Origin of the sequence: Caldicellulosiruptor acetigenus (genome assembly GCF_026914305.1) — a bacterium.
In the GTDB taxonomy this organism is placed as follows: Bacteria; Bacillota; Thermoanaerobacteria; order Caldicellulosiruptorales; family Caldicellulosiruptoraceae; genus Caldicellulosiruptor; species Caldicellulosiruptor acetigenus.
This window is the reverse complement of sequence record NZ_CP113866.1, coordinates 256,270-275,938: the sequence shown is the minus strand read 5'-3', so window position 1 is coordinate 275,938 and position 19,669 is coordinate 256,270. Positions and strand designations below refer to the sequence as shown.

Below are 19,669 nucleotides of genomic sequence, written 5' to 3'. Positions count from 1 at the left end.
TTATATGTTGCCAATTACAATATAATTATTTCAGCTTTTTCTTTTTATCAATTCTTAGTAGCACAGAATCTCTACCTAATATTTCTATTTACCAAACAAATTTTCGGTGATATAATATGTATATACAAACTTATGTTCTATAGGTGAGAAAAAGTGGGCAGGGTGATTTTGCACTGTGACCTTAATAACTTCTATGCGTCTGTTGAGTGTCTTTATCGTCCTGAGCTGAGAAACAAGCCTGTTGCTGTTTGCGGTGAAAGTGAGCTTCGGCATGGGATAGTTCTTGCAAAAAAACAGATTGCAAAATCATACGGTATTCAAACAGGTGAAGTTATATGGCAGGCACTTAAAAAATGTCCAAACCTTGTTATCCTAAAACCCAATTTCCCTCTTTATATACGTTTTTCAAAACTTGCACAAAGAATATACTCTGAGTATACAGATTTGATAGAACCATTTGGGATTGATGAGTGTTGGCTTGATGTAACTCAATCTACAGGTATTTTAGGAAGTGGCAGAAAGATTGCTTATGAAATCAAAGAAAGAATAAAAAGTGAGCTTGGTTTGACGGTATCTGTTGGAGTATCCTTTAACAAGGTGTTTGCAAAGCTTGGAAGCGACTATAAAAAGCCCGATGCTGTAACAGTTATCACAAAAGAAAACTTTAAACAAATTGTCTGGCCACTGCCTGCAAAAGACCTTTTGTATGTCGGTAGCGCAACAGAAAAAAAGTTAAGCTCAAGAGCAATTTACACAATAGGTGATATAGCCAAAAGCTCACCTGAATATCTTAAAAGAATCCTTGGCAAATGGGGTGAGGTGCTCTGGATATTTGCAAACGGGCTTGACACAACCCCAGTTATTCCCCCACTTTTTGAAGACAACATCAAAGGAATTGGCAACAGTATAACGCTACCGAGAGATTTGACTTCCTATGAAGACGCAGAATATGTTATTCGAATGCTTTCTGAGTCTGTTGCGCAGAGGCTTCGTCAGCAGTGTTTAAAATGTTTTACCATTCAAGTTTGGATAAGAGATAACTCTCTTTTTGCAATCACAAGGCAGGAAAAACTCCAAACCCCCACTTTTTTAGCAAGAGAGATAGCTCAAAAAGCTTTTGAGATATTCAAAAAAAATTGGAGCTTTAAAAGTAATATCCGTTCACTTGGAGTCAGAGGCTTAGATCTTGTTTGTGCAAACTCTTTTTACCAGCTTGAGTTTGACAGCTTGAAAAAATTCAAATTAGAACAGCTTGAAAAAACAATTGATAGAATAAGAAAAAGATTTGGGCACACGTCAGTACTGCCCGCAGTGCTTTTAACAAAGCCAGATTTGCCTTGCGAGATTGCTTTGCACAATAAAATCCACCCTGTTGCATTTTTTAAATAAAATTTTGCTTTTTCAAAACAAAAATGAAAGGGTGAGGTTTTTAAAATGAGGAAAATATTTGTAGAGGTTTATGCTCACTTTTCAAAGGAAGGAGAAATAACTCCGATTTCGTTTGTCTGGCTTGATGGGAAAACATATGAGATTGATAAGATCATAGAAAAAAGGCCTGCTGCCTCTTTAAAAGTAGGCGGACAAGGCATAAGATATAAAATCCTTGTCCGCTCAAAAATGCTGTACCTTTTTTGTGATGAGAATAGGTGGTTTGTGGAATTGGGGTAATTTGATAAAAATCCTTTCAAATCACTCCACAGTCACGCTCTTTGCTAAATTCCTTGGTTTGTCTACATCGCAGCCTCTTTGGACTGCTGTGTAGTATGCAAAAAGCTGCAAAGGCACAACTGTCAAAACTGGTGCTAAAATGTCAAGTGTCCTTGGAATATACAAAACATGGTCTGATACATTTTCTATGTCGGTATTTCCTTCCTGCGCAACAGAAAGAACAACAGCACCACGGGATTTTACCTCTTTTATGTTGCTCACCATCTTTTCAAAAAGCTTTTCCTGGGTTGCAAGTGCAATTACAAATGTCCCATCTTCAATTAGGGCAATGGTTCCGTGTTTTAGCTCACCTGCTGCATATGCTTCTGAGTGAATGTACGAAATTTCCTTGAGTTTTAAAGACCCTTCCATTGCAACTGCAAAGTCCAAGCCTCTTCCTAAATAGAAGATGTCTTTTGCATTGAAATGCTCAGACGCATACTTTTGAATATTTTCCCTGTGTGTCAGTACATACTCAACCTTTTCAGGAAGTCTTTTTATTTCATCTCTGATCTTGGCAAACTCTTCATAGGAAATTGTTCCAAGCTTTGTTGCAAAGTCAAGTGCAATAAGATAGAGGCATATTAGCTGTGTTGTATAAGCCTTGGTTGATGCAACCGCAATCTCAGGTCCTGCCCATGTATAAAGACAGTCATCTACCTCTCTTGCAATTGATGACCCAACAACATTGACAATCCCAAGCGTTCTTGAACCTTTTGCTTTTGCTTCTCTCATTGCAACAAGTGTGTCAATTGTCTCCCCAGACTGAGAAATCACAATTGTCAATGTATTTTCATCTATAATTGGGTCTCTGTATCTAAACTCACTTGCAATGTCAACCTCAACAGGAATTCTTGTAAGCTTTTCAATGACATGTTTCCCGACAATCCCTGCATGGTATGCTGTGCCGCATGCCACAATAAATATTTTATTTAGTCTTTGCAAATCTTCTTTGGTAATCTTAATTCCATCAAGGTTCACTTCAAAACCATCGTCTGGAAGCCTTCCTGTCAAGGTATCCCTGATAGCCTTGGGCTGCTCCATTATCTCTTTTATCATGAAATGTTCATAGCCGCCTTTTTCTGCGCTGGCTACATCCCATGTAACATGAAATACTTCTTTGGAAATAGGCTCTTTTTCTGTATTGACAATCTCTACCTTATCTTTTGTCACAATGGCAATCTCGTTTTCCTCAAGAATGTAGGTATCCCTTGTATATTCCAATATAGCTGGGATGTCTGATGCTATGAAGTTTTCGCCCTGCCCTAAACCGACAATCAGGGGACTGTCTTTTCTTGCTGCAAGTAACATATCTGGTCTGTCAAGACAAAGAACGCCAAGCGCATATGATCCCTGGATCTTTTCAAGGGTCTTTATAAATGCATCCAAAATGTCACCGTCATAGTAATATTCTATAAGATGAGCAACAACCTCTGTGTCTGTATCTGATGCAAAGGTGTAGCCTTTTTTTATGAGAAATTCTTTCAGCTTCAAATAGTTTTCTATGATTCCGTTGTGGACAATTGCAATCTTGCCGTTTTGACTCACATGCGGATGCGAATTCTCATCAGACGGCTCTCCGTGTGTTGCCCATCTTGTATGACCAATCCCAACATAACCTTCAATGGGATTTTGATTTAGCTTTTCTTCTAAAATGGTAAGCCTTCCTTTTGTCTTGACTATGTCAATCTTTGATTTATCTATATCGATAACTGCCACGCCGGCAGAGTCGTATCCTCTGTACTCAAGTCTTTTAAGTCCAGAGAGCAAAATAGGAACACAGTTTTTTGTGCCAACATAGCCAACAATTCCGCACATTATTTTTGTCCTCCTTGAGCTTTATATTTAATTTCCAAGCTGCTATTTTTCCATAGCAATCACGAAACACAAGCCTTTTTTCTTCCTGCTTTTGTCCCAGAAGTTGCCTTCCGGGGTTTGTAGCAGAAAGTTACGAGGGAAAAAGACCAAACCCCGCTGGGGCATCCGCCGAAAACCTCGATTCTCCCCAGTCCTCGTCAACCCTTGATCCTTATCAAGGGTCCTGGCGCTTCTGAAAAAAAGCCTCATTTGTAAAAGGCTTTTTTGAAAATCTTTCTTAAGAAAGCCTTGACTCAATCAAGCTTGCAATGTAACTTGCATCTTTTTTGATCTCTTCATAGTCTTCCCCTTCAATCATGACCCTCACAAGAGGCTCTGTGCCAGATGGTCTTATCAAAATCCTTCCTTTGCCGTTTAGTTTTTCTTCAACCTTTTTGATTGCCTCTAAAATTACAGGGTCTTTTGAATAAAGGTCTTTTTTGCCATTTTCAACCTTGGCGTTTATAAGCACCTGAGGATATACCTTCATTATCTTTGCAAGTTCAGAGAGCTTCTTTCCGCTTTCTTTAATTAGCTTTGTCAGCTGAAGGCTTGTTAAGATTCCGTCGCCTGTTGTTGCAAAGTCCAAAAGGATTATATGCCCTGACTGTTCGCCGCCAATACTATAGCCGCCTTCAAGCATCTTTTCAAGAACATACCTGTCACCAACTTTTGTAACTTCAAGCTCTATTCCAAACTCTTTTGCCGCGACAAAAAGCCCCATGTTGCTCATGACTGTCACAACCAAGGTGTCGTTCTTAAGCCTTCTCTGTTGTTTTAAGTTTTGTGCCAAAAGAAGCATTATTTTATCGCCATCAACAATACTGCCCACTTCATCAACAAAAAGCGTTCTGTCTGCATCACCATCATACGCAATGCCAAAGTCAGCTTTGTTTTTAACAACTTCCTCTTGCAAAGCTTTAAGATGAGTAGACCCGCAGTTTTTGTTAATGTTTGTACCATCTGGCTGGTTGTTTATTACCACAACCTCTGCTCCAAGATCTTCAAAAACCTCTGGAGCTATTTTATATGCTGCACCATTTGCACAGTCAATGACAATTTTAAGCCCTTTGAAGTTTGCACCATTTAATGTTGACTTCAAGAATTCTTGATAGTCTTTTTTAAGGTCAACTCTATTTACCCTTCCTATCGCATCAAATTGAGCGTGTGGAACCTCATCCCATTTCTTATTCAAAATAATGTCTTCAATTTTTTCTTCAATCTGGTCAGAAAGCTTAAAACCCTGGGAATTAAAAAATTTGATACCGTTAAATTCATAAGGATTGTGTGAGGCAGATATCATCACACCTGCATCAAACCCGTGAGATTTTACCAAGTGAGCTATTGCAGGTGTTGTGACAACTCCTGCTAAGTACACATCTGCTCCTACCGAGGTAAGTCCTGCACAAAGGGCAGCCTCCAGCATATCGCATGAGATTCTTGTGTCCTTGCCAATCAAAATTTTGGGCTTTTGCTTAGTTTCAGTGAGCACATACGCCCCAGCTCTTCCTAAGTCAAACGCAAGTTCACATGTAAGTTCTTTATTTGCGATACCTCTAACACCATCTGTTCCAAAAAGTCTTCCCATTCTCGTCCCCCTTTCACAGAAGAATGATTTATTACTTTATCTATTATATACCTATGTTTGAAAAATAACAATGTGAACATTTATTTTAAAGACAAAAAAAGCTGCAAGCTTTGCAATCTCATATGCCCCATAAATGTTAAAGTGTGTGTTATTAAAAACTCTCCCTCGCTTCTTAAAATTTTCTTTTACATTTATTCTATCTCTCACACAAAACTATTCAACATAATAACACAATATTTCTACATATATTGCTATTGAATTCTTCATATTTTTCAAAAAAACATACCTTTGTGCACAATATCCAATTAAATTTGTGCATATCAACTATTTTCAAAACGCTGATTTGATTGTGATTAGTTCAGATGTTATAATAGTCTTGAGAGGTATTATATCAAAATTCAATATTAAAAGGAGCGTGATAGCCTTATCCACAAGAATCAAATATATTCCTCACAATATCTACAAGAAGGTGGAAAAGAATGCAACTTGTTCTAACATCAGGACCTTTTAGAGCTCTGCGCCACAGAAACTACAGGTATTACTGGTTTGGCCAGGCTATCTCGGTGATTGGTTCTTGGATGCAGAACATGGCAATGCAATGGCTGGCTTTAGAGCTTACAAATTCAGCACTGCTTCTTAGTATTGTCACAGCATGTGAACAGGTCCCTGTTATGATTCTTTCCCTTTTTGCCGGTGCAATCTTGGACAGAAAGCAGAAAAAAAGGGTAATTTTAATTACTCAAAGCCTTCTTTTATTCTTTGCTTTTCTTTTGTTTTTGATTACATACACACATGTTGTTCGGTACTGGCACTTAGTTATATTAGCTCTTATGAGAGGTCTTGTTACAACATTTGATAATCCTGCCAGGCAGTCTTACATGATAACTCTTGTTGGAAAAGATGACCTGCCGAACGCTGTTGGTCTTAACTCTATGATTTTCAACCTTGCAAGAATTATAGGCCCTGTTATTGCAAGTTTAGTAATCTCAACAGTTGGTATTGAAATGTGTTTTTTGGCAAATGCTATAAGTTTTGTGCCGGTCATTATAGGCGTATTTATGATTGACGCCAAAGAACCTCAGAAAGAGGAAAATGGTAAAAGCGTTTTTGCAGAGGTGGTGGAAGGGCTCAGGTATGTATATAAGACCAAAGTGTTGCTGAGAGCAATATCGCTTGTTTTAATCATGGGCACATTCATACTCAATTTTAACGTGTTGATTCCTGTGTACGCAAAACTTGCGCTGGGCAGAAATGAAACAGGTTTTGGACTTTTGATGTCATCGATGGGAATTGGCTCATTGATGGGCGCATTTTTGACAGCTATAAGAAAAAAAGAAAAGATTAATTTAAATCTTCTTTTCAAGTTCATTCTTTCTGTGTCAATAGTTTACATTCTTCTGGGTCTGAACAAAAGTTATACAGTTGCGTGCATGTTATTTGTACTTGTAGGGCTTCTTGCAATAAGCTTTAATACAAGTGCAAACGCTCTTTTGCAGCTTGCATCAAGCGATGACTTCAGAGCAAGGGTTTTGAGTATCTACTTTCTTTGCAATGCTGGAACAACACCGATTGGCAATCTATTTACAGGCACAATTTCACAAAAAATCTCTCCCTGGGCTGGGTTTTATATATCCGGCCTGGTTACTATAGCTTTGACCACAATGGTTTTTATCACCACCTTTAAGAAAAGGAATCGTGAGAAAACTAAATAATCTTAATCAGCACCATCAAAAACGGCATTATTACAACCGAAAACACGGTGGAATATGTAATCATAGCAGTTGCAAATTCATAGTCGCCATTATATACCCTTGAAATTATAGCCGAATTTACCATCACAGGCATAGCAGACATTATGATAAACACATCGCGCATAAGTTTAGGAACAGGTATAAAATGAGCCAAAAGCCATGTGATAAAAGGCGTGACAAGGAATCTGCCTGCAAATACTAAAATGCTATCTTTGTCCAACTTGAAATTTTTAAATCCCATCTCATACATTGTTATTCCAACACAGAAGATGGAAAGGGGGGTTGTAAGCCCTCCTACCATTTTAAAACTGTCAAATATAAACTTTGGAAGTTTTATCTGCAAAAGCACAAGCACAACTCCTATCAAAAACCCAATCAAAGGCGGGTTAAATATACGCTTTACAGTATCTATGCTCAAAACATTCTGGTTTTCTTCTCTGTTATCCCTGATAATCCCATAGACACCTAACGTCCACCATATTGTAGTATTTGCCATGTAATAAAGCAGTGTATAAGGTGTTGCAACATCTCCAAAAAGCGCAAGAGACATAGGAAGTCCCACAAAAATTGAATTCGAAAGCGAGAATATTGCTGCAAAAAGGCCTCTCCTGTGAATCTTTACATTTGCAATCCTTGCAAGAATCACAGCCACGCTGTAAGAAAGCAAAATTGACAAAAATGGAATTAAAAGCCCTCGTGCTGAATGTTCAAGCTCACTTTTTGTAAAGGTTGAGGTGAGATTTGCTATCATATAAAGCGGCAGCGATACATTTACAACAACCTTTGCAAAAAGGTCTGATACTTTTGAGTCAAACCACCTGTACTTTGCAAGAAAATACCCAAGCATGAGAACAAATAAAATCACAAGTACTCCCTGAATGGCATTGACAAATGAATGAAGCAAGATTTTAACCCCCTTCAAAAAGTCGCTCAAAAAATAGTGCGGTTTTCAAACTATTATACCATCAAAAATCTTATTTTGTGGACAATATTAATTGTAAATGCTCAAGATTAAAAAGTCAACATAATTAAATAAAACTCCAATATTCTGTATTAGGATTTTTGAATATTTCTTATGGTTTTCAAATATATACTCGTTCAAAATGTCAACATTTTGTTAAACAATTGTCTTAAAATTTTCGCTTAAAACTTAAAATAATCCACTTTAATTTATTACGTTTTGCTGTTATAATTAAGGTCAAAGTGTAGAAATAATGAACAATTTTGTGGGAGGTTTAAGATGGAAAAGGAATTTCAGCTCTGGGAAAAGATAAAAGACATAACCTATCAGTATCTTGATTTTACCCTGAATTACAGGCAAAGCGGGCATCCTGGCGGTTCTCACTCAAAGGCTCATATGTTAATCAGCCTTTTGTTTGGAAAAAAGATGACATATGATATTAGAAAACCAGAATATAGGTTCAACGACAGACTAATTCTTTCTGCTGGGCACACCATACCAATAATCTACTCACTATTTGCTGTTATTGGCGATGCTTTTGATGAGATATATAGGCAAACAAAAGATGCAAAATATTTAATTGATGAAGATAAACTTGTAAGATATTATGATTTATTAACCTTTAGACACAACAAAGGCTTACCCGGTCATGCTGAGTCAAGCGGAAAGACACTGCTTTTGAAATTCAACACAGGCCCTTCTGCCCATGGCCTTCCTGCATCTGTAGGGCAAGCTTTAGCGCTCAAAAAGGCGGGACTTCAAAATGTAAAGGTGTTCTTGATTGAAGGCGAAGGTGCGCTGACAGCCGGCGCTACTCATGAGTCTCAAAACGGTGCATGGGCATACGGACTTGGCAACCTGTTCTGGCTTTTGGACTGGAACGATTTTGGAATAGATGACAGACCTTTTTCTTCTGTTGTGTACGGCACACCTGATGAATGGTTTTCTGCCCATGGCTGGAAGGTTCATGGAACAATGAATGGTCACAGCTGGCAGGATGTCTATAGCACAATCAAAAAAGCAGTTGAAGAAGCAAATGAGAATACTCCTAATCTCATGTGGTTTAAGACCAAAAAAGGATATGAATATGGCGTATATGACAACAAATCTCACGGTGTGCCGCACAAGAAAAACTCAGAGATTTTCTGGGAGACAAGAAAACCTTTCATGGAAAAGTACGGAGTTGAGTTTGTAGGTTTTGGAAAACCAGCACCATCTAACCCGGATGAAGAGAGAAAACAATGGGAAGAAAACCTTAAGATCATAAACAGAGTGCTTACATCAGATGAAGAGCTTTTAAAGTATATCACAGACACGCTTGTTGAGATTGCAGAAGCTCTGCCAAAAGATGCTCCTTCGACATTTGTTCTAAACCAAAATCCATATAAAGACCCAGCCATCTATGATTACAAAAACTATCCTGACTGGCTTTTTGCAAAGCCGGGCGAAAATGTTCCAAACAGAGCAGCTTTAGCAAAATGGGGAATGTATATAAACGGTGTAATCGGCAGAAAGTATGGAAGACCTCTTATCATTGCAACATCTGCCGACCTTACAGAGTCTACAAATCTTCACGGATTTGGACTTGGAAAAGACGACTTTGCCGGATTTGGAGTTTATGACAGAGAAAAAAATAGAAATGGAGCAATTTTGCCATCTGCAATCACAGAGTTTTTGAACGCCGGTGTGTGTGCGGGTTTAGCTACTGTAAATTTGAGCGAAAATCCATATGAAGATTTTAACGGTTTTTGGGCTATAACATCAACATATGGGTCGTTTATGTATCTCAAATACGGTGCAATAAGGCTTTTCTCCCAGATGACACAAGACTCTCCAATAAAGTTTGGCAAAGTTATCTGGGTTGCCGGTCACTCTGGGCCAGAGACTGCTGAAGATTCAAGGACACATTTTGGGATTTTTGAACCTGGAGTTTTGCAGCTTTTACCGAAAGGAAAGATTATAAATCTTTACCCGTGGGAACACAATGAAGTGCCGGTTTTGCTTGCTGCTGCACTTGCAACTGACATAAACAACATTGCATTGCACCTTACAAGACCACCAATTGAAATACCGGATAGAAACGCTCTTGGCTTTCCATCTCATTTTGAAGCTGCAAAAGGAGCTTACATCATAAATGATTTTGACCCGAATAGAAGAAAGGATGGAACGATAATAGTAAGGGGTACAAGCACAACTTACAATTTAATAAAGCTTTTGCCACAGCTTAGAAAAGATTTTAACCTCAAGATAATTGCTGCACCCAGCTTTGAACTTTTCATGATGCAGGAAGATGAGTACAGAAATAAGGTGCTGCCGCTTGAAGACTGGATGGACTCCATGGTAATCACAAACGAGAGCAAAAAGCTCATGCATGACTGGATATTTTCAAAAGTGTCTGAAGAGTACTCACTTTCAAGCGACTGGGATAATCAGTGGCGAACAGGTGGAACAGTTGATGAGATATTAAAAGAAGCGCACCTTGATTGCGACAGCATTTACAGTGGCATTGAAAGGTTTGTGAGAGACAGAGAAAAAAGACTTGCAAAGCTAAAAAGTATTTTATAAACCCCCAGCAAATTTTGCTTCTGCGAAAAAATTTTGAGCGGGATGAGAAGAAATCTTAATCTTCTCCCTCCCGCTCTTTTTTTATTGTGATTTGTTAAGCTCTCTGAACTTGTTTGGAGACACACCTTCAAACTTCTTGAAAGCCTTGGTAAACCCACTTACCTCTGTGTATCCTATCATCTTGGCAATCTGAGAGACAGAATAGTCGGTTGTCAAAAGAAGTTCTTTGGCTCTGTTCATTCTCAGGTTCTGGATATAATCGCTTATGTTCTGCCCTGTCTTTTCTTTGAATATTGCTGAAAGATACTGTGGAGTTATATTGAACTTATCTGCAATTGTTGAAAGTGATATCTCTGAGCTTGAATATTGCTGGTGGATATACTCCAAAATATTTGAAATCAAGTCATTGCCCATTTTCTGTTTATTTACTATTACACTTTCAGCTAAAATTTTGTAGTCTTCTTGCAATGCCTGAAGAACCTTTTTAGGATTTTTCTCGTCAATGATTAATCTCATTACTTTCTCTGGCTCAGGTTTTTGCTTCTCGCCGACCGTGTTTGGAATGCTATTTAAAAGTTGATAATATAAGCCGTAAAGATATATAAGTATCATCTTTGCCATGTGAGGAGAATTCGCAGCTGTGATATGGCTGCGGATATTTTCAAACACCTCATAAATCCCTTCTACTTTTCCTTCTTTCACAGAGTTTATAATCCTGTTTTCAATGTCCTTGGGCAAAAATTCTTTTTCTGAAGTTATATCTTGAGAGAGCTCAGAAAACTTGAAAATCTTCATGTTAGGCTTTACAAATTTCAAGCCGAGAACCTTTTCTGCCTGCTCATATGCAAACTTTAAATTTATTATACCCGAAACCTCCCCACTTATACCCACAGACACAAATATTGTAAAGTTCTTCTCCAGAAACTCAATCATGTTGTCAAAAAGGCTTGAAAGTTTTGACAAGCTTTCTTCAAAGCTATCTTTAATCTCCACAATTACGCTGAGCTTTGTCCTTGAAAATAGAACATCCCAATGTTTAAAGTTATTTGTATCCAAAAGTTCATCCAAAACATTTGTAACAATAAGGGTTACAAGAGAATATTCACTGTCACTCTCACCTTTTATAAACCCAGAACAGTCGTCAATCTCAACTAAACACACTACAAATTTGTCACTTTGTTTTTCCATACCCAAGGTTTTTAGCTCCAGCTCTCCTATACTTTCGGGCAAAATCCCGCCCACCAAAAGCTGGTATAAAAGATTGTTCTTTATGATAGGTGTAAACCGCATAATTTGTCTTTTCATCTCTTCTTCCTTTGAAAGGGTGTGGACAACAAGGTCTCTTATCACATCAAACTCGCTTTTTGTACTCTTGAGTTCTTTGTTTTCACTATTTGATTGTAAAAGACTTTTTATTTCACTCAGAGGTCTGTAATTTTGCATGCTGAAGAAGAATATAAGTATGCTACTAATAACGCTCATAAGCCCGAGAAGAAGCAGGCTCAAATTTCGCACTTTTCGAATCTCTTCAAAGAAACTGTCAACAGGAACCATCGATATGTATTTCCAGCCATATAGCGGTGAGATTGTATAGTATAAAATCCATCGCTGTCCTTTCAAGCTCAACTCTTTTATTCCAAAGTTATCATAAATAGAAAAGCTAATTTTAGGCAAAGATACATTCTCTTTTTCTGCTGAGACTTTGAGAACTTGATTATTGTTCCTGTCCAAAATCCACATGATACCTTTAGGATAGCTTATAATCTCTTTCATGAGGTCTACAATCTTGCTCTGATCAATGATGACAAACACATTTGCGTTTTTACCATCAATAATCCACCTTGAAAGAGTATTTGCAAACATTATTGTGGAAAGCTTTTTATAATCAGCTTTTATCTCAAAAGAAGGTATGTACTTCATCTTGTACTCGCCGTTTAAAAATTTTAGCCATTTTTCATAGCTCATATCAAGTGGCCTGTTTATGTATGTATAGTAGTTATAAGGTGTTGTTGTATACGATGGACCTATAATGAGGTTCTCAGAAGGAATGTATATAAAAGCATCCAAAATGTAAGAATTTTTATATGTCTGTGAATATATCTCCCTGCAAAGGTTTCTGATATTAAGGAGCCTGTCACTGCTGTCAAGCGCCTCTTTTGCCTCCGGTAAAAAAATAAAATAGTACGGGTTTAAGTTTATCCAGTCTGCAAGAGATTCCACCGACTTTACAACCTCGTTCTCAACCTTGTCTTCAAGCTGGGTGAGAGTTGTCTTGTTGTATCTATATAAACTGCTCATCATAATTTCTTTTACGCTAAAATATGCCCCTATTCCTATAAAAAGAGGAATGATAAAAATAACAAGATATGAAAAGACAAACCGCCACAAGATTTTCTTAAACATCCTTAAAGAAATCCTCCTCAAAAAAATAAATTCTGTAGCCTTTCTTTTTGGGCAATTTCAATTATAATACAAGCAATACAGAAAAGCAATGAAACAAATTACAAAGAAAATATAAATCATGAGTACATTTTTAAGATGCTTAATATTATCCTTTCAATCTTAACATTTTCCTCTTTCTAAAAGCTTTATCTCCCCTTTATAATAAAAGCTGTAAAGCCCGCTGACAAGTTGCTGAAAATAATAAAGCTTTGTCGCGGGTAATTTGGAAAAAATCAATAAAAACTTTTAAAGCAAGGAGGTTTCAAAATGGACTGGTTCAAATCTTCTAAAAAGGTTTTAAGCACAATTTTAGTGATTGCGTTTACCTTATCACTTGTAATTCCAGCGTTTGTTTCGTCATCGTCAACAGCTTATGCAAAATCAATACCAACACTTACCTATTTTGTTCGTCTTGACCCCAAGGTTGCCACATCTTATAACAGCTACTCTTCAATTGCTGCTTACCAGCTTTTGCAGAAAAAACTTGGGGTAAAGATTGTGTTCAAGCACCCACCGGTCGGTGGTGAGACAGACCAGTTCAACTTAATGATTGCATCAAGACAGCTGACAGACATTATTGAGTGGAACTGGATTGACAACTACCCAGGCGGACCTGTAAAAGCGATGCTCGACAAGATAATCATAAGACTCAATGACTATCTTCCAAAATATGCTCCAAACCTCAACAAATACTTGCAGCAACATCCAGATATCAAAAAGCTCATTGTAACAGACGATGGTGATATTTACGGATTCCCTGCCCTTCGTGGAAATAATCCAAAGATTGCATGTGTATACTATGGTCCTCAGATAAGAAACGACTGGCTCAAAAAACTGGGACTAAAAGAGCCAGAGACAGTTGATGACTGGTACAAGGTATTGAAAGCATTTGTAACAAAAGACCCAAACGGCAATGGCAAAAAGGATGAAAGGGGATTTTCAATCCTGCGAAATGCCTCCAACCCAAGGTATGCATTTGACTACTCCTCTTTCTTGGTAGGTGCATGGGGAATCAAGACAGATTTCTTCCAGGTAAACGGAAAGGTTAAATATGGTCCGTTAGAACCACAATACAAACAGTTTATAGCAACACTTCAGAAGTGGTGGAAAGAGGGCCTCATTGACCCTGACATCCTGACAATGAACCAGAAGGTTATCAGGGCAAACGTTCAAAACGATGTAATCGGTGCATGGATAGGACTTCTTTCTGGTGACATGGGATTTTTCCTGAATCTTAAGAAAGATATCATAGCAACAAAGTTCCCTGTGCTCAAGAAAGGTGAATACCCACTTTTGGGCCAGGCAGAGTTTCTGTTCTCACGAACAAGTGCAGCAATCACAACCGCATGTAAAAATGTCCCACTTGCTATGAAGGTTCTTGACTGGGGATACAGCAAAGAAGGGTATGAAGCGTTCAACTATGGTGTGCTTGGAAAGTCTTATGTCAAGAAAGATGGCAAGGTATACTACACAGATGAAATCTTGAAAAACCCGCAAGGGTTATCTGCAGCTGAAGCTTTGGCAAAATATGCTCGTGCATCTATAAGTGGTCCATTTGCTCAGGCTGATGAGTATTACTATCAGATTCAGATGATGTACCCACAGCAGAAAGATGCTGTAGAAAAATGGGGTCAGGTTAAAAATGATAGAATCCTGCCACCACTGTCGTTTACAGACGATGAGTCAAAGAGGCTTGCAAATATCATGAACACTGTCAACACATACTATGACGAGATGTTCTTAAGACTCATGACAGGAAAAGCAACAAATGTCGATGCATTTGTAAAGACACTCAAACAGATGAAGATTGATGAGGCTATTAAGATTTACCAGCAAGCTTATGATAGATGGAAGAAGAGAAAATAATTAACCTTTCGATAAAGAGCCTTGCAACAAGGCTGACGGCAACTGCTTTCCTTGATAGCACACCTTATTGCAAGGCTCTTTTTTATAAACCTTTTTTATGCTTACCCTTTTTTGACACAAAGATGCATTCTTTTTATGAGGAGGTTTAAAGCAAGATGGAAAAGGCTGCAGTAAAATCTTATCAGCCAAACAGATGGCAGGAACTCAAAAAAGACCTCATGCGAAACAAAAGCCTTTATATAATGCTCATCCCTGTTGTTGCATACTATTTTATATTCCACTACATCCCAATGTACGGTCTTCAGATAGCTTTTAAAGACTTTACACCAGCAAAAGGAATCTGGGGCAGCCCATGGGTAGGACTTGAAAAGTTCAAAGAGTTTTTTGTTTATGACAGCTTTTATGTGTGGAGAATAATCAGAAATACAATACTTATAAACGTCTATGACCTCATATTCGGTTTTCCTGCACCAATAATATTTGCACTACTTTTAAATGAAATCAAAAATAGCATATATAAAAGGACTCTTCAGACAGTAAGCTACATGCCACACTTTATATCAACAGTCGTTATTGTCGGTATGATTATGGACTTTTTCTCAAGAGACGGTCTTATAAACCAGATTTTAAAATCTCTCGGTATTTTATCAGAACCAATCTCCTTCATGACAGAACCTGGCTGGTTCAGACCATTGTATGTTGGGTCAGGTATATGGCAAAACCTCGGCTGGGGTTCAATTGTGTACTTGGCAGCAATCTCAAACATTGACCCACAGCTATATGAAGCCGCGCTGATAGATGGCGCTGGAAGGTTCAGACAGGCACTTTATGTCACAATACCAGGAATACTCCCGACAATTGTCATTATGTTCCTCTTAAGAGTTGGACACATGATGAACGTCGGATTTGAAAAGGTATTTTTGATGTACAATCCTCTTACTTATGAAACTGCTGACGTTATTTCAACATATGTATACAGGAAAGGTTTATTGGAGATGGACTACAGCTACGGTGCAGCAGTTGGGCTATTTAACTCTGTCATCAACTTCTTGCTGGTCATATTCTCCAATAAGATTGCTAAAAAACTCACAGAGACATCGCTGTGGTAAGAGAAAAGGGGTGAGTTTGCAAGATGAAGATAAGAAAAAGTCCAGGTGAGATAATATTTGATACCTTTAACTATATATTCTTAGGCCTTCTTTGCTTTACAATGCTGTATCCCATGCTGTATGTCATTTTTGCATCGTTTAGCAATCCTATAAAACTCATGGCATACAGAGGACCGCTGTGGCGGCCACTTGAATTTTCGACAGAGGCATATAAGTTGCTTTTAAGTTATCCAATGATATGGATAGGGTACAAAAATACACTTATATACGTGGTTGTAGGAACAGCGATAAACATTCTTCTTACTACAATAGGTGGATATGTATTATCAAGAAAAAATCTAAAATTAAAAAATCCAATCATGTTCTTCATTGCATTTACAATGTATTTCAGCGGCGGTATGATTCCAACTTACCTTCTTGTTCAGTCACTTGGGATGATAGACACAATCTGGGCAATGATGATACCAGGGGCTATCTCAACAACAAACCTGATTATAATGAGAACAGGATTCCATGCTGTACCGGACAGCTTGGAAGAGTCTGCAAGAATAGATGGAGCAGGGGACTGGACAATACTTTTTAGAATCATGATACCTCTTGCAATGCCGATGATAGCGGTAATGATACTCTTTTATGCGGTAGGTCACTGGAACGCATTTTTCAGTGCGATTATATACCTGCGCTCAAGAGAACTTTACCCACTTCAGCTTGTTTTAAGAGAAATACTCATTATGAGCAGCACAGAGAACATGACAACAGGAATTTCAGATGCATCAGACAGATTTGCAGTGACAGAGCTTATCAAATACGCAGCAATTGTGGTATCAACAGTACCGATACTTTGTATATACCCCTTCTTGCAAAAGTACTTTGTAAAAGGTGTCATGATTGGGGCTATTAAAGAGTAATAATTTGTGGTATAATTAAATAAACTTAAACAAAAGAAAAGTGGTGCAAAATCAATATGAAAAAAGATAAAATAGCAGCACAGCTGTACACTTTGCGTGAATTTTTGAAGACAGAAGAGGACATTTTCTACAGCCTCAAAAAGGTAAGTGAAATCGGGTTTCAGGCTGTCCAGATTTCGGGTATTGGAAAGATTGAACCAAAAAGGTTAAAAGAAATCTGTGATGAGTTTGACCTTAAAGTCTGCGCAACCCACATACCTTTTGAAAGGCTCAAAACCGAACTTGACAATGTTGTGGAAGAACACAAAATCCTGGGATGCTCTCACATTGCAATACCCTCTGCACCTTCTGAGTACAGGTCTGAAGAGGGAGCAATCAAATTTGCCCAGGAGTGTAACGAGATCGGGAAAAAACTGAAAGAGGAAGGAATTACCCTTTCATATCACAACCACAGTTTTGAATTCAAAAAATATGGTGGAAAGACATGGCTTGAGATACTGATTGAAAATTCAAGCCCGGAATATCTTATGATTGAAATTGATACGTACTGGGTTCAGTTTGCGGGGGCAAACCCTGAAAAGTGGATAAGAAGCTTGGAAGGCAGAATCCCTCTTGTCCATTTAAAAGACATGGGAATGATAGAAGATTTTAAGCAAACCATGTTTGAAGTCGGATATGGCAACTTGGACTGGGACGGAATAATAGCTTCTTGCAATGAGGCAGGAGTTGAATGGTATATTATAGAGCAGGATGTGTGCCAGCGCTCACCTTTTGAAAGTCTTAAGATGAGTTTTGATTTTCTCACAAAAAATTATCTGGATTGACTCTATTCACAAGCAAAATAATGGCTTGAGAATTTGTAATAAATTCTCAAGCCATTTGTTTTTCAATGGACAATTTTGTAATGACAAATTTCAAAAGCCTTTGCCTTTTATTTTTTCAATCTCCTTTAAAACCTCCTCATCACTTCTAAGTGGAAGTTTTATAGGTTTTCCTGTCAAGCTTGAGAGGTAAATGGCAAGTATAATTTCAACAGGATGTCTTCCTTCTTCAGCAGGGATAAGTGGTTTTGTCCCGGTTTTTATAGCATTTATTACATCCCTGTACTGTCTTACATGTCCTTCTTCTTTGATGGCAGCAGAAGACGCACCAACAGTACCTTTATCCTCCTTTTTGTAACTCTCCAAATACTCCTTCTCAGACCCATCTTTGAAGTAAAGACTTTCAAGCTGGGTGTTAACAACTATTGCAGAGCCATTTTCACCAAAAATCTCAAGCCGCGTTTCAAAACCGGGATATGCACTTGTTGTTCCAAGTATTTGCCCAATTGCACCATTTTCAAACTTGACTGCTGCAACAGCACCATCTTCAACCTCTATTCGCTTATGTGCTCTTGTTGTGCAGTATGCATACACCTCCACAACCTTTCCAACAATCCACTGAATCATGTCTATATAGTGTATAGATTGGTTCATGAGCGCACCGCCGCCGTCCAAATTCCATGTACCTCGCCAGCTACCGCTGTCATAATACTCCTGCGACCTGTACCATTTAGTGTAGCTTGTTGCTAAAACTATGTTGCCAAACTTCCCTTCGTTCATGAGCCTTTTTAAAAGTTGCATACAATCGCTGTATCTGTGCTGTGAAATTATAGAAATCACCACATTGTTCCTGTTTTGAGCTTCTATTATTCTGTCAGCCTTAGACAATGTTATATCCATTGGCTTTTCAACAATGACATGTTTTTTCGCGTCTGCTGCTAAAACTGCCATGTCAGCATGCATACCCGAAGGTGTGCAGATAGAGACAACATCAATCTCAGGATCAAGAAGCATCTTTTCATAGTCAGTATATATCTTTTTTACACCAAAATCCTGCGCAAGTTTTCTGGCTCTATCTTCTATAACATCACACACGGCAACAAGTTCCGCATCGCTCGAGAGAGCTGAGATAGCGGATGCGTGTGTCTTTGATATAACCCCACAACCAACAATGCCAAACTTAAGCTTTGACATTTCAAATCTCTCCTTCCTCATCGATAAGCTTTTTTATTGCTCTATAAGCCTTTGCAAAGTTTTCAGGTCCGCCACCAGGGAGGTTATTGTTAAGATGAGGCTCTATTGATAAAAAACCACAAAAGCCCATTTTTTTGAGTGCTTCTATTACATCTTTTACCCTTCCATCACCCTCACCTGCAACGGTGACACTTCCATCTGAAAATTTTGCATCTTTTATGTGCACATACTCAATGTAATCCTTTAAAAGCTCAAATGCGTGTGGATAAACCTCTACCTTGCACTGAACAAAATTTGCCGGGTCAAATGTTGCTCTCAAATTGGGTGAGTTGATTGCAGAGAGGATTTTAAAACACCTTTCAGCGTTGCTTCCATATATCTCCTTTTCGTTCTCGTGAAGAAGAACAAGATTTTCTCTCTTAGCAATCTCAGTAAACTTTGAAAGCCTTTCTATGACAACATCTGTGTACTTTTCTTCTTCACTCTCTGGAACATAAAACGAAAAGATGCGTATGTACTTTGTCTCAAGGATGTGCGCAAGCTGCAGGACGTGCTTGAAAAGCTCAAGATACTTTTCAAAGTCGCAGTTTACATCAACCTTGCCGATTGGAGACCCTATTGCTGAAACCTTTATACCATTATCTTTTAACTTTTTTAAAACTTCCTTTGCTTCATTTTCAGTATAGTCAGCAATGTTTTTACCATTTGCAGACCGAAACTCTAAATATTCAATACCATGTTTTTTCAAAACCTCTATCTGTTCATCCAACCTGCTTGCTATCTCATCTCCAAATGCTGAGAATATAAATTTATACATCTTCTCACCATACCTCCTTGTTCAAATTCCATTTTACACAAATCCAAAGTAAAAAGTCAATTTGAAAACGGTTATAAAATTGG

General features: G+C 38.1%; 14 protein-coding genes. 8 read left to right on the top strand and 6 right to left on the bottom strand.

What is annotated here, in order from left to right; all coding sequences use genetic code 11:
- The first annotated feature begins 153 nt into the window (after nt 1-153).
- Both OTK01_RS01075 and OTK01_RS01070 read left to right on the top strand, forming a co-directional pair.
- The gene (locus OTK01_RS01075; protein ID WP_029228416.1) at nt 154-1,389 is read left to right on the top strand and encodes a DNA polymerase Y family protein; all 1,236 of its coding nucleotides are present in this window, start codon (nt 154-156) and stop codon (nt 1,387-1,389) included.
- A 45-nt stretch (nt 1,390-1,434) separates the two neighbouring features.
- Complete coding sequence (locus tag OTK01_RS01070; protein WP_029228417.1) at nt 1,435-1,668, top strand: hypothetical protein; 234 nt, start codon at nt 1,435-1,437, stop codon at nt 1,666-1,668.
- A 21-nt stretch (nt 1,669-1,689) separates the two neighbouring features.
- Here the strand turns inward: OTK01_RS01070 and glmS are convergent, their stop codons facing one another.
- Together glmS and glmM are read right to left on the bottom strand one after the other, a co-directional pair.
- Nucleotides 1,690-3,525: a glutamine--fructose-6-phosphate transaminase (isomerizing) gene (gene glmS / locus OTK01_RS01065; RefSeq protein WP_029228418.1), complete on the bottom strand. Its 1,836-nt coding sequence runs from the start codon at nt 3,523-3,525 to the stop codon at nt 1,690-1,692.
- Nucleotides 3,526-3,802: 277 nt separating this feature from the next.
- Nucleotides 3,803-5,152, bottom strand: coding sequence for a phosphoglucosamine mutase (gene glmM / locus OTK01_RS01060; protein ID WP_029228420.1), 1,350 nt, complete (start codon nt 5,150-5,152; stop codon nt 3,803-3,805).
- Nucleotides 5,153-5,631: 479 nt separating this feature from the next.
- Between glmM and OTK01_RS01055 the strand changes: the two genes are divergently transcribed.
- Complete coding sequence (locus OTK01_RS01055) at nt 5,632-6,864, top strand: MFS transporter (protein WP_029228421.1); 1,233 nt, start codon at nt 5,632-5,634, stop codon at nt 6,862-6,864.
- Here the strand turns inward: OTK01_RS01055 and OTK01_RS01050 are convergent.
- On the bottom strand, nt 6,857-7,807 hold the full coding sequence (locus tag OTK01_RS01050) for an AEC family transporter (RefSeq protein WP_029228422.1): 951 nt from the start codon (nt 7,805-7,807) through the stop codon (nt 6,857-6,859). The two genes, OTK01_RS01055 and OTK01_RS01050, sit on opposite strands and share 8 nt — an antisense overlap.
- A gap of 336 nt (nt 7,808-8,143) precedes the next feature.
- Here OTK01_RS01050 and OTK01_RS01045 point away from each other — a divergent pair, with 336 nt between their 5' ends.
- Nucleotides 8,144-10,429, top strand: a complete 2,286-nt coding sequence (locus OTK01_RS01045; RefSeq protein WP_029228423.1) for a transketolase family protein — start codon at nt 8,144-8,146, stop codon at nt 10,427-10,429.
- Nucleotides 10,430-10,510: 81 nt separating this feature from the next.
- Here OTK01_RS01045 and OTK01_RS01040 read toward each other — a convergent pair whose 3' ends face one another.
- On the bottom strand, nt 10,511-12,832 hold the full coding sequence (locus tag OTK01_RS01040) for a helix-turn-helix domain-containing protein (RefSeq protein WP_029228424.1): 2,322 nt from the start codon (nt 12,830-12,832) through the stop codon (nt 10,511-10,513).
- A gap of 306 nt (nt 12,833-13,138) precedes the next feature.
- Between OTK01_RS01040 and OTK01_RS01035 the strand changes: the two genes are divergently transcribed.
- The 4 genes from OTK01_RS01035 to OTK01_RS01020 all read left to right on the top strand — a co-directional run bounded on the left by OTK01_RS01035 (nt 13,139) and on the right by OTK01_RS01020 (nt 17,578).
- Nucleotides 13,139-14,737, top strand: a complete 1,599-nt coding sequence (locus OTK01_RS01035; RefSeq protein WP_029228425.1) for a type 2 periplasmic-binding domain-containing protein — start codon at nt 13,139-13,141, stop codon at nt 14,735-14,737.
- A 155-nt stretch (nt 14,738-14,892) separates the two neighbouring features.
- On the top strand, nt 14,893-15,846 hold the full coding sequence (locus OTK01_RS01030) for an ABC transporter permease (protein WP_029228426.1): 954 nt from the start codon (nt 14,893-14,895) through the stop codon (nt 15,844-15,846).
- A gap of 23 nt (nt 15,847-15,869) precedes the next feature.
- Entirely contained in the window at nt 15,870-16,754 is an 885-nt protein-coding gene (locus OTK01_RS01025; protein ID WP_029228427.1) for a carbohydrate ABC transporter permease, read from the top strand.
- A 56-nt stretch (nt 16,755-16,810) separates the two neighbouring features.
- On the top strand, nt 16,811-17,578 hold the full coding sequence (locus OTK01_RS01020) for a sugar phosphate isomerase/epimerase family protein (RefSeq protein ID WP_029228428.1): 768 nt from the start codon (nt 16,811-16,813) through the stop codon (nt 17,576-17,578).
- Nucleotides 17,579-17,668: 90 nt separating this feature from the next.
- On the opposite strand, the gene OTK01_RS01015 is transcribed toward OTK01_RS01020, so the two are convergent.
- Both OTK01_RS01015 and OTK01_RS01010 read right to left on the bottom strand, forming a co-directional pair.
- Nucleotides 17,669-18,769 (bottom strand): Gfo/Idh/MocA family protein, encoded by a 1,101-nt coding sequence (locus tag OTK01_RS01015; protein WP_029228429.1) that lies wholly within the window; start codon nt 18,767-18,769, stop codon nt 17,669-17,671.
- Nucleotide 18,770: 1 nt separating this feature from the next.
- Nucleotides 18,771-19,586, bottom strand: coding sequence for a sugar phosphate isomerase/epimerase family protein (locus OTK01_RS01010; protein ID WP_029228430.1), 816 nt, complete (start codon nt 19,584-19,586; stop codon nt 18,771-18,773).
- Nucleotides 19,587-19,669: the final 83 nt, after the last annotated feature.

Coding starts and splice junctions, on each gene's coding strand:
- OTK01_RS01045 (WP_029228423.1), top strand. CDS start 8,144: ATGGAAAAGGAATTTCAGCTCTGGGAAAAGATAAAAGACATAACCTAT.
- glmM (WP_029228420.1), bottom strand. CDS start 5,152: ATGGGAAGACTTTTTGGAACAGATGGTGTTAGAGGTATCGCAAATAAA.
- OTK01_RS01030 (WP_029228426.1), top strand. CDS start 14,893: ATGGAAAAGGCTGCAGTAAAATCTTATCAGCCAAACAGATGGCAGGAA.
- OTK01_RS01020 (WP_029228428.1), top strand. CDS start 16,811: ATGAAAAAAGATAAAATAGCAGCACAGCTGTACACTTTGCGTGAATTT.
- OTK01_RS01040 (WP_029228424.1), bottom strand. CDS start 12,832: ATGTTTAAGAAAATCTTGTGGCGGTTTGTCTTTTCATATCTTGTTATT.
- OTK01_RS01015 (WP_029228429.1), bottom strand. CDS start 18,769: ATGTCAAAGCTTAAGTTTGGCATTGTTGGTTGTGGGGTTATATCAAAG.
- OTK01_RS01035 (WP_029228425.1), top strand. CDS start 13,139: ATGGACTGGTTCAAATCTTCTAAAAAGGTTTTAAGCACAATTTTAGTG.
- OTK01_RS01025 (WP_029228427.1), top strand. CDS start 15,870: ATGAAGATAAGAAAAAGTCCAGGTGAGATAATATTTGATACCTTTAAC.
- glmS (WP_029228418.1), bottom strand. CDS start 3,525: ATGTGCGGAATTGTTGGCTATGTTGGCACAAAAAACTGTGTTCCTATT.
- OTK01_RS01055 (WP_029228421.1), top strand. CDS start 5,632: ATGCAACTTGTTCTAACATCAGGACCTTTTAGAGCTCTGCGCCACAGA.
- OTK01_RS01070 (WP_029228417.1), top strand. CDS start 1,435: ATGAGGAAAATATTTGTAGAGGTTTATGCTCACTTTTCAAAGGAAGGA.
- OTK01_RS01010 (WP_029228430.1), bottom strand. CDS start 19,586: ATGTATAAATTTATATTCTCAGCATTTGGAGATGAGATAGCAAGCAGG.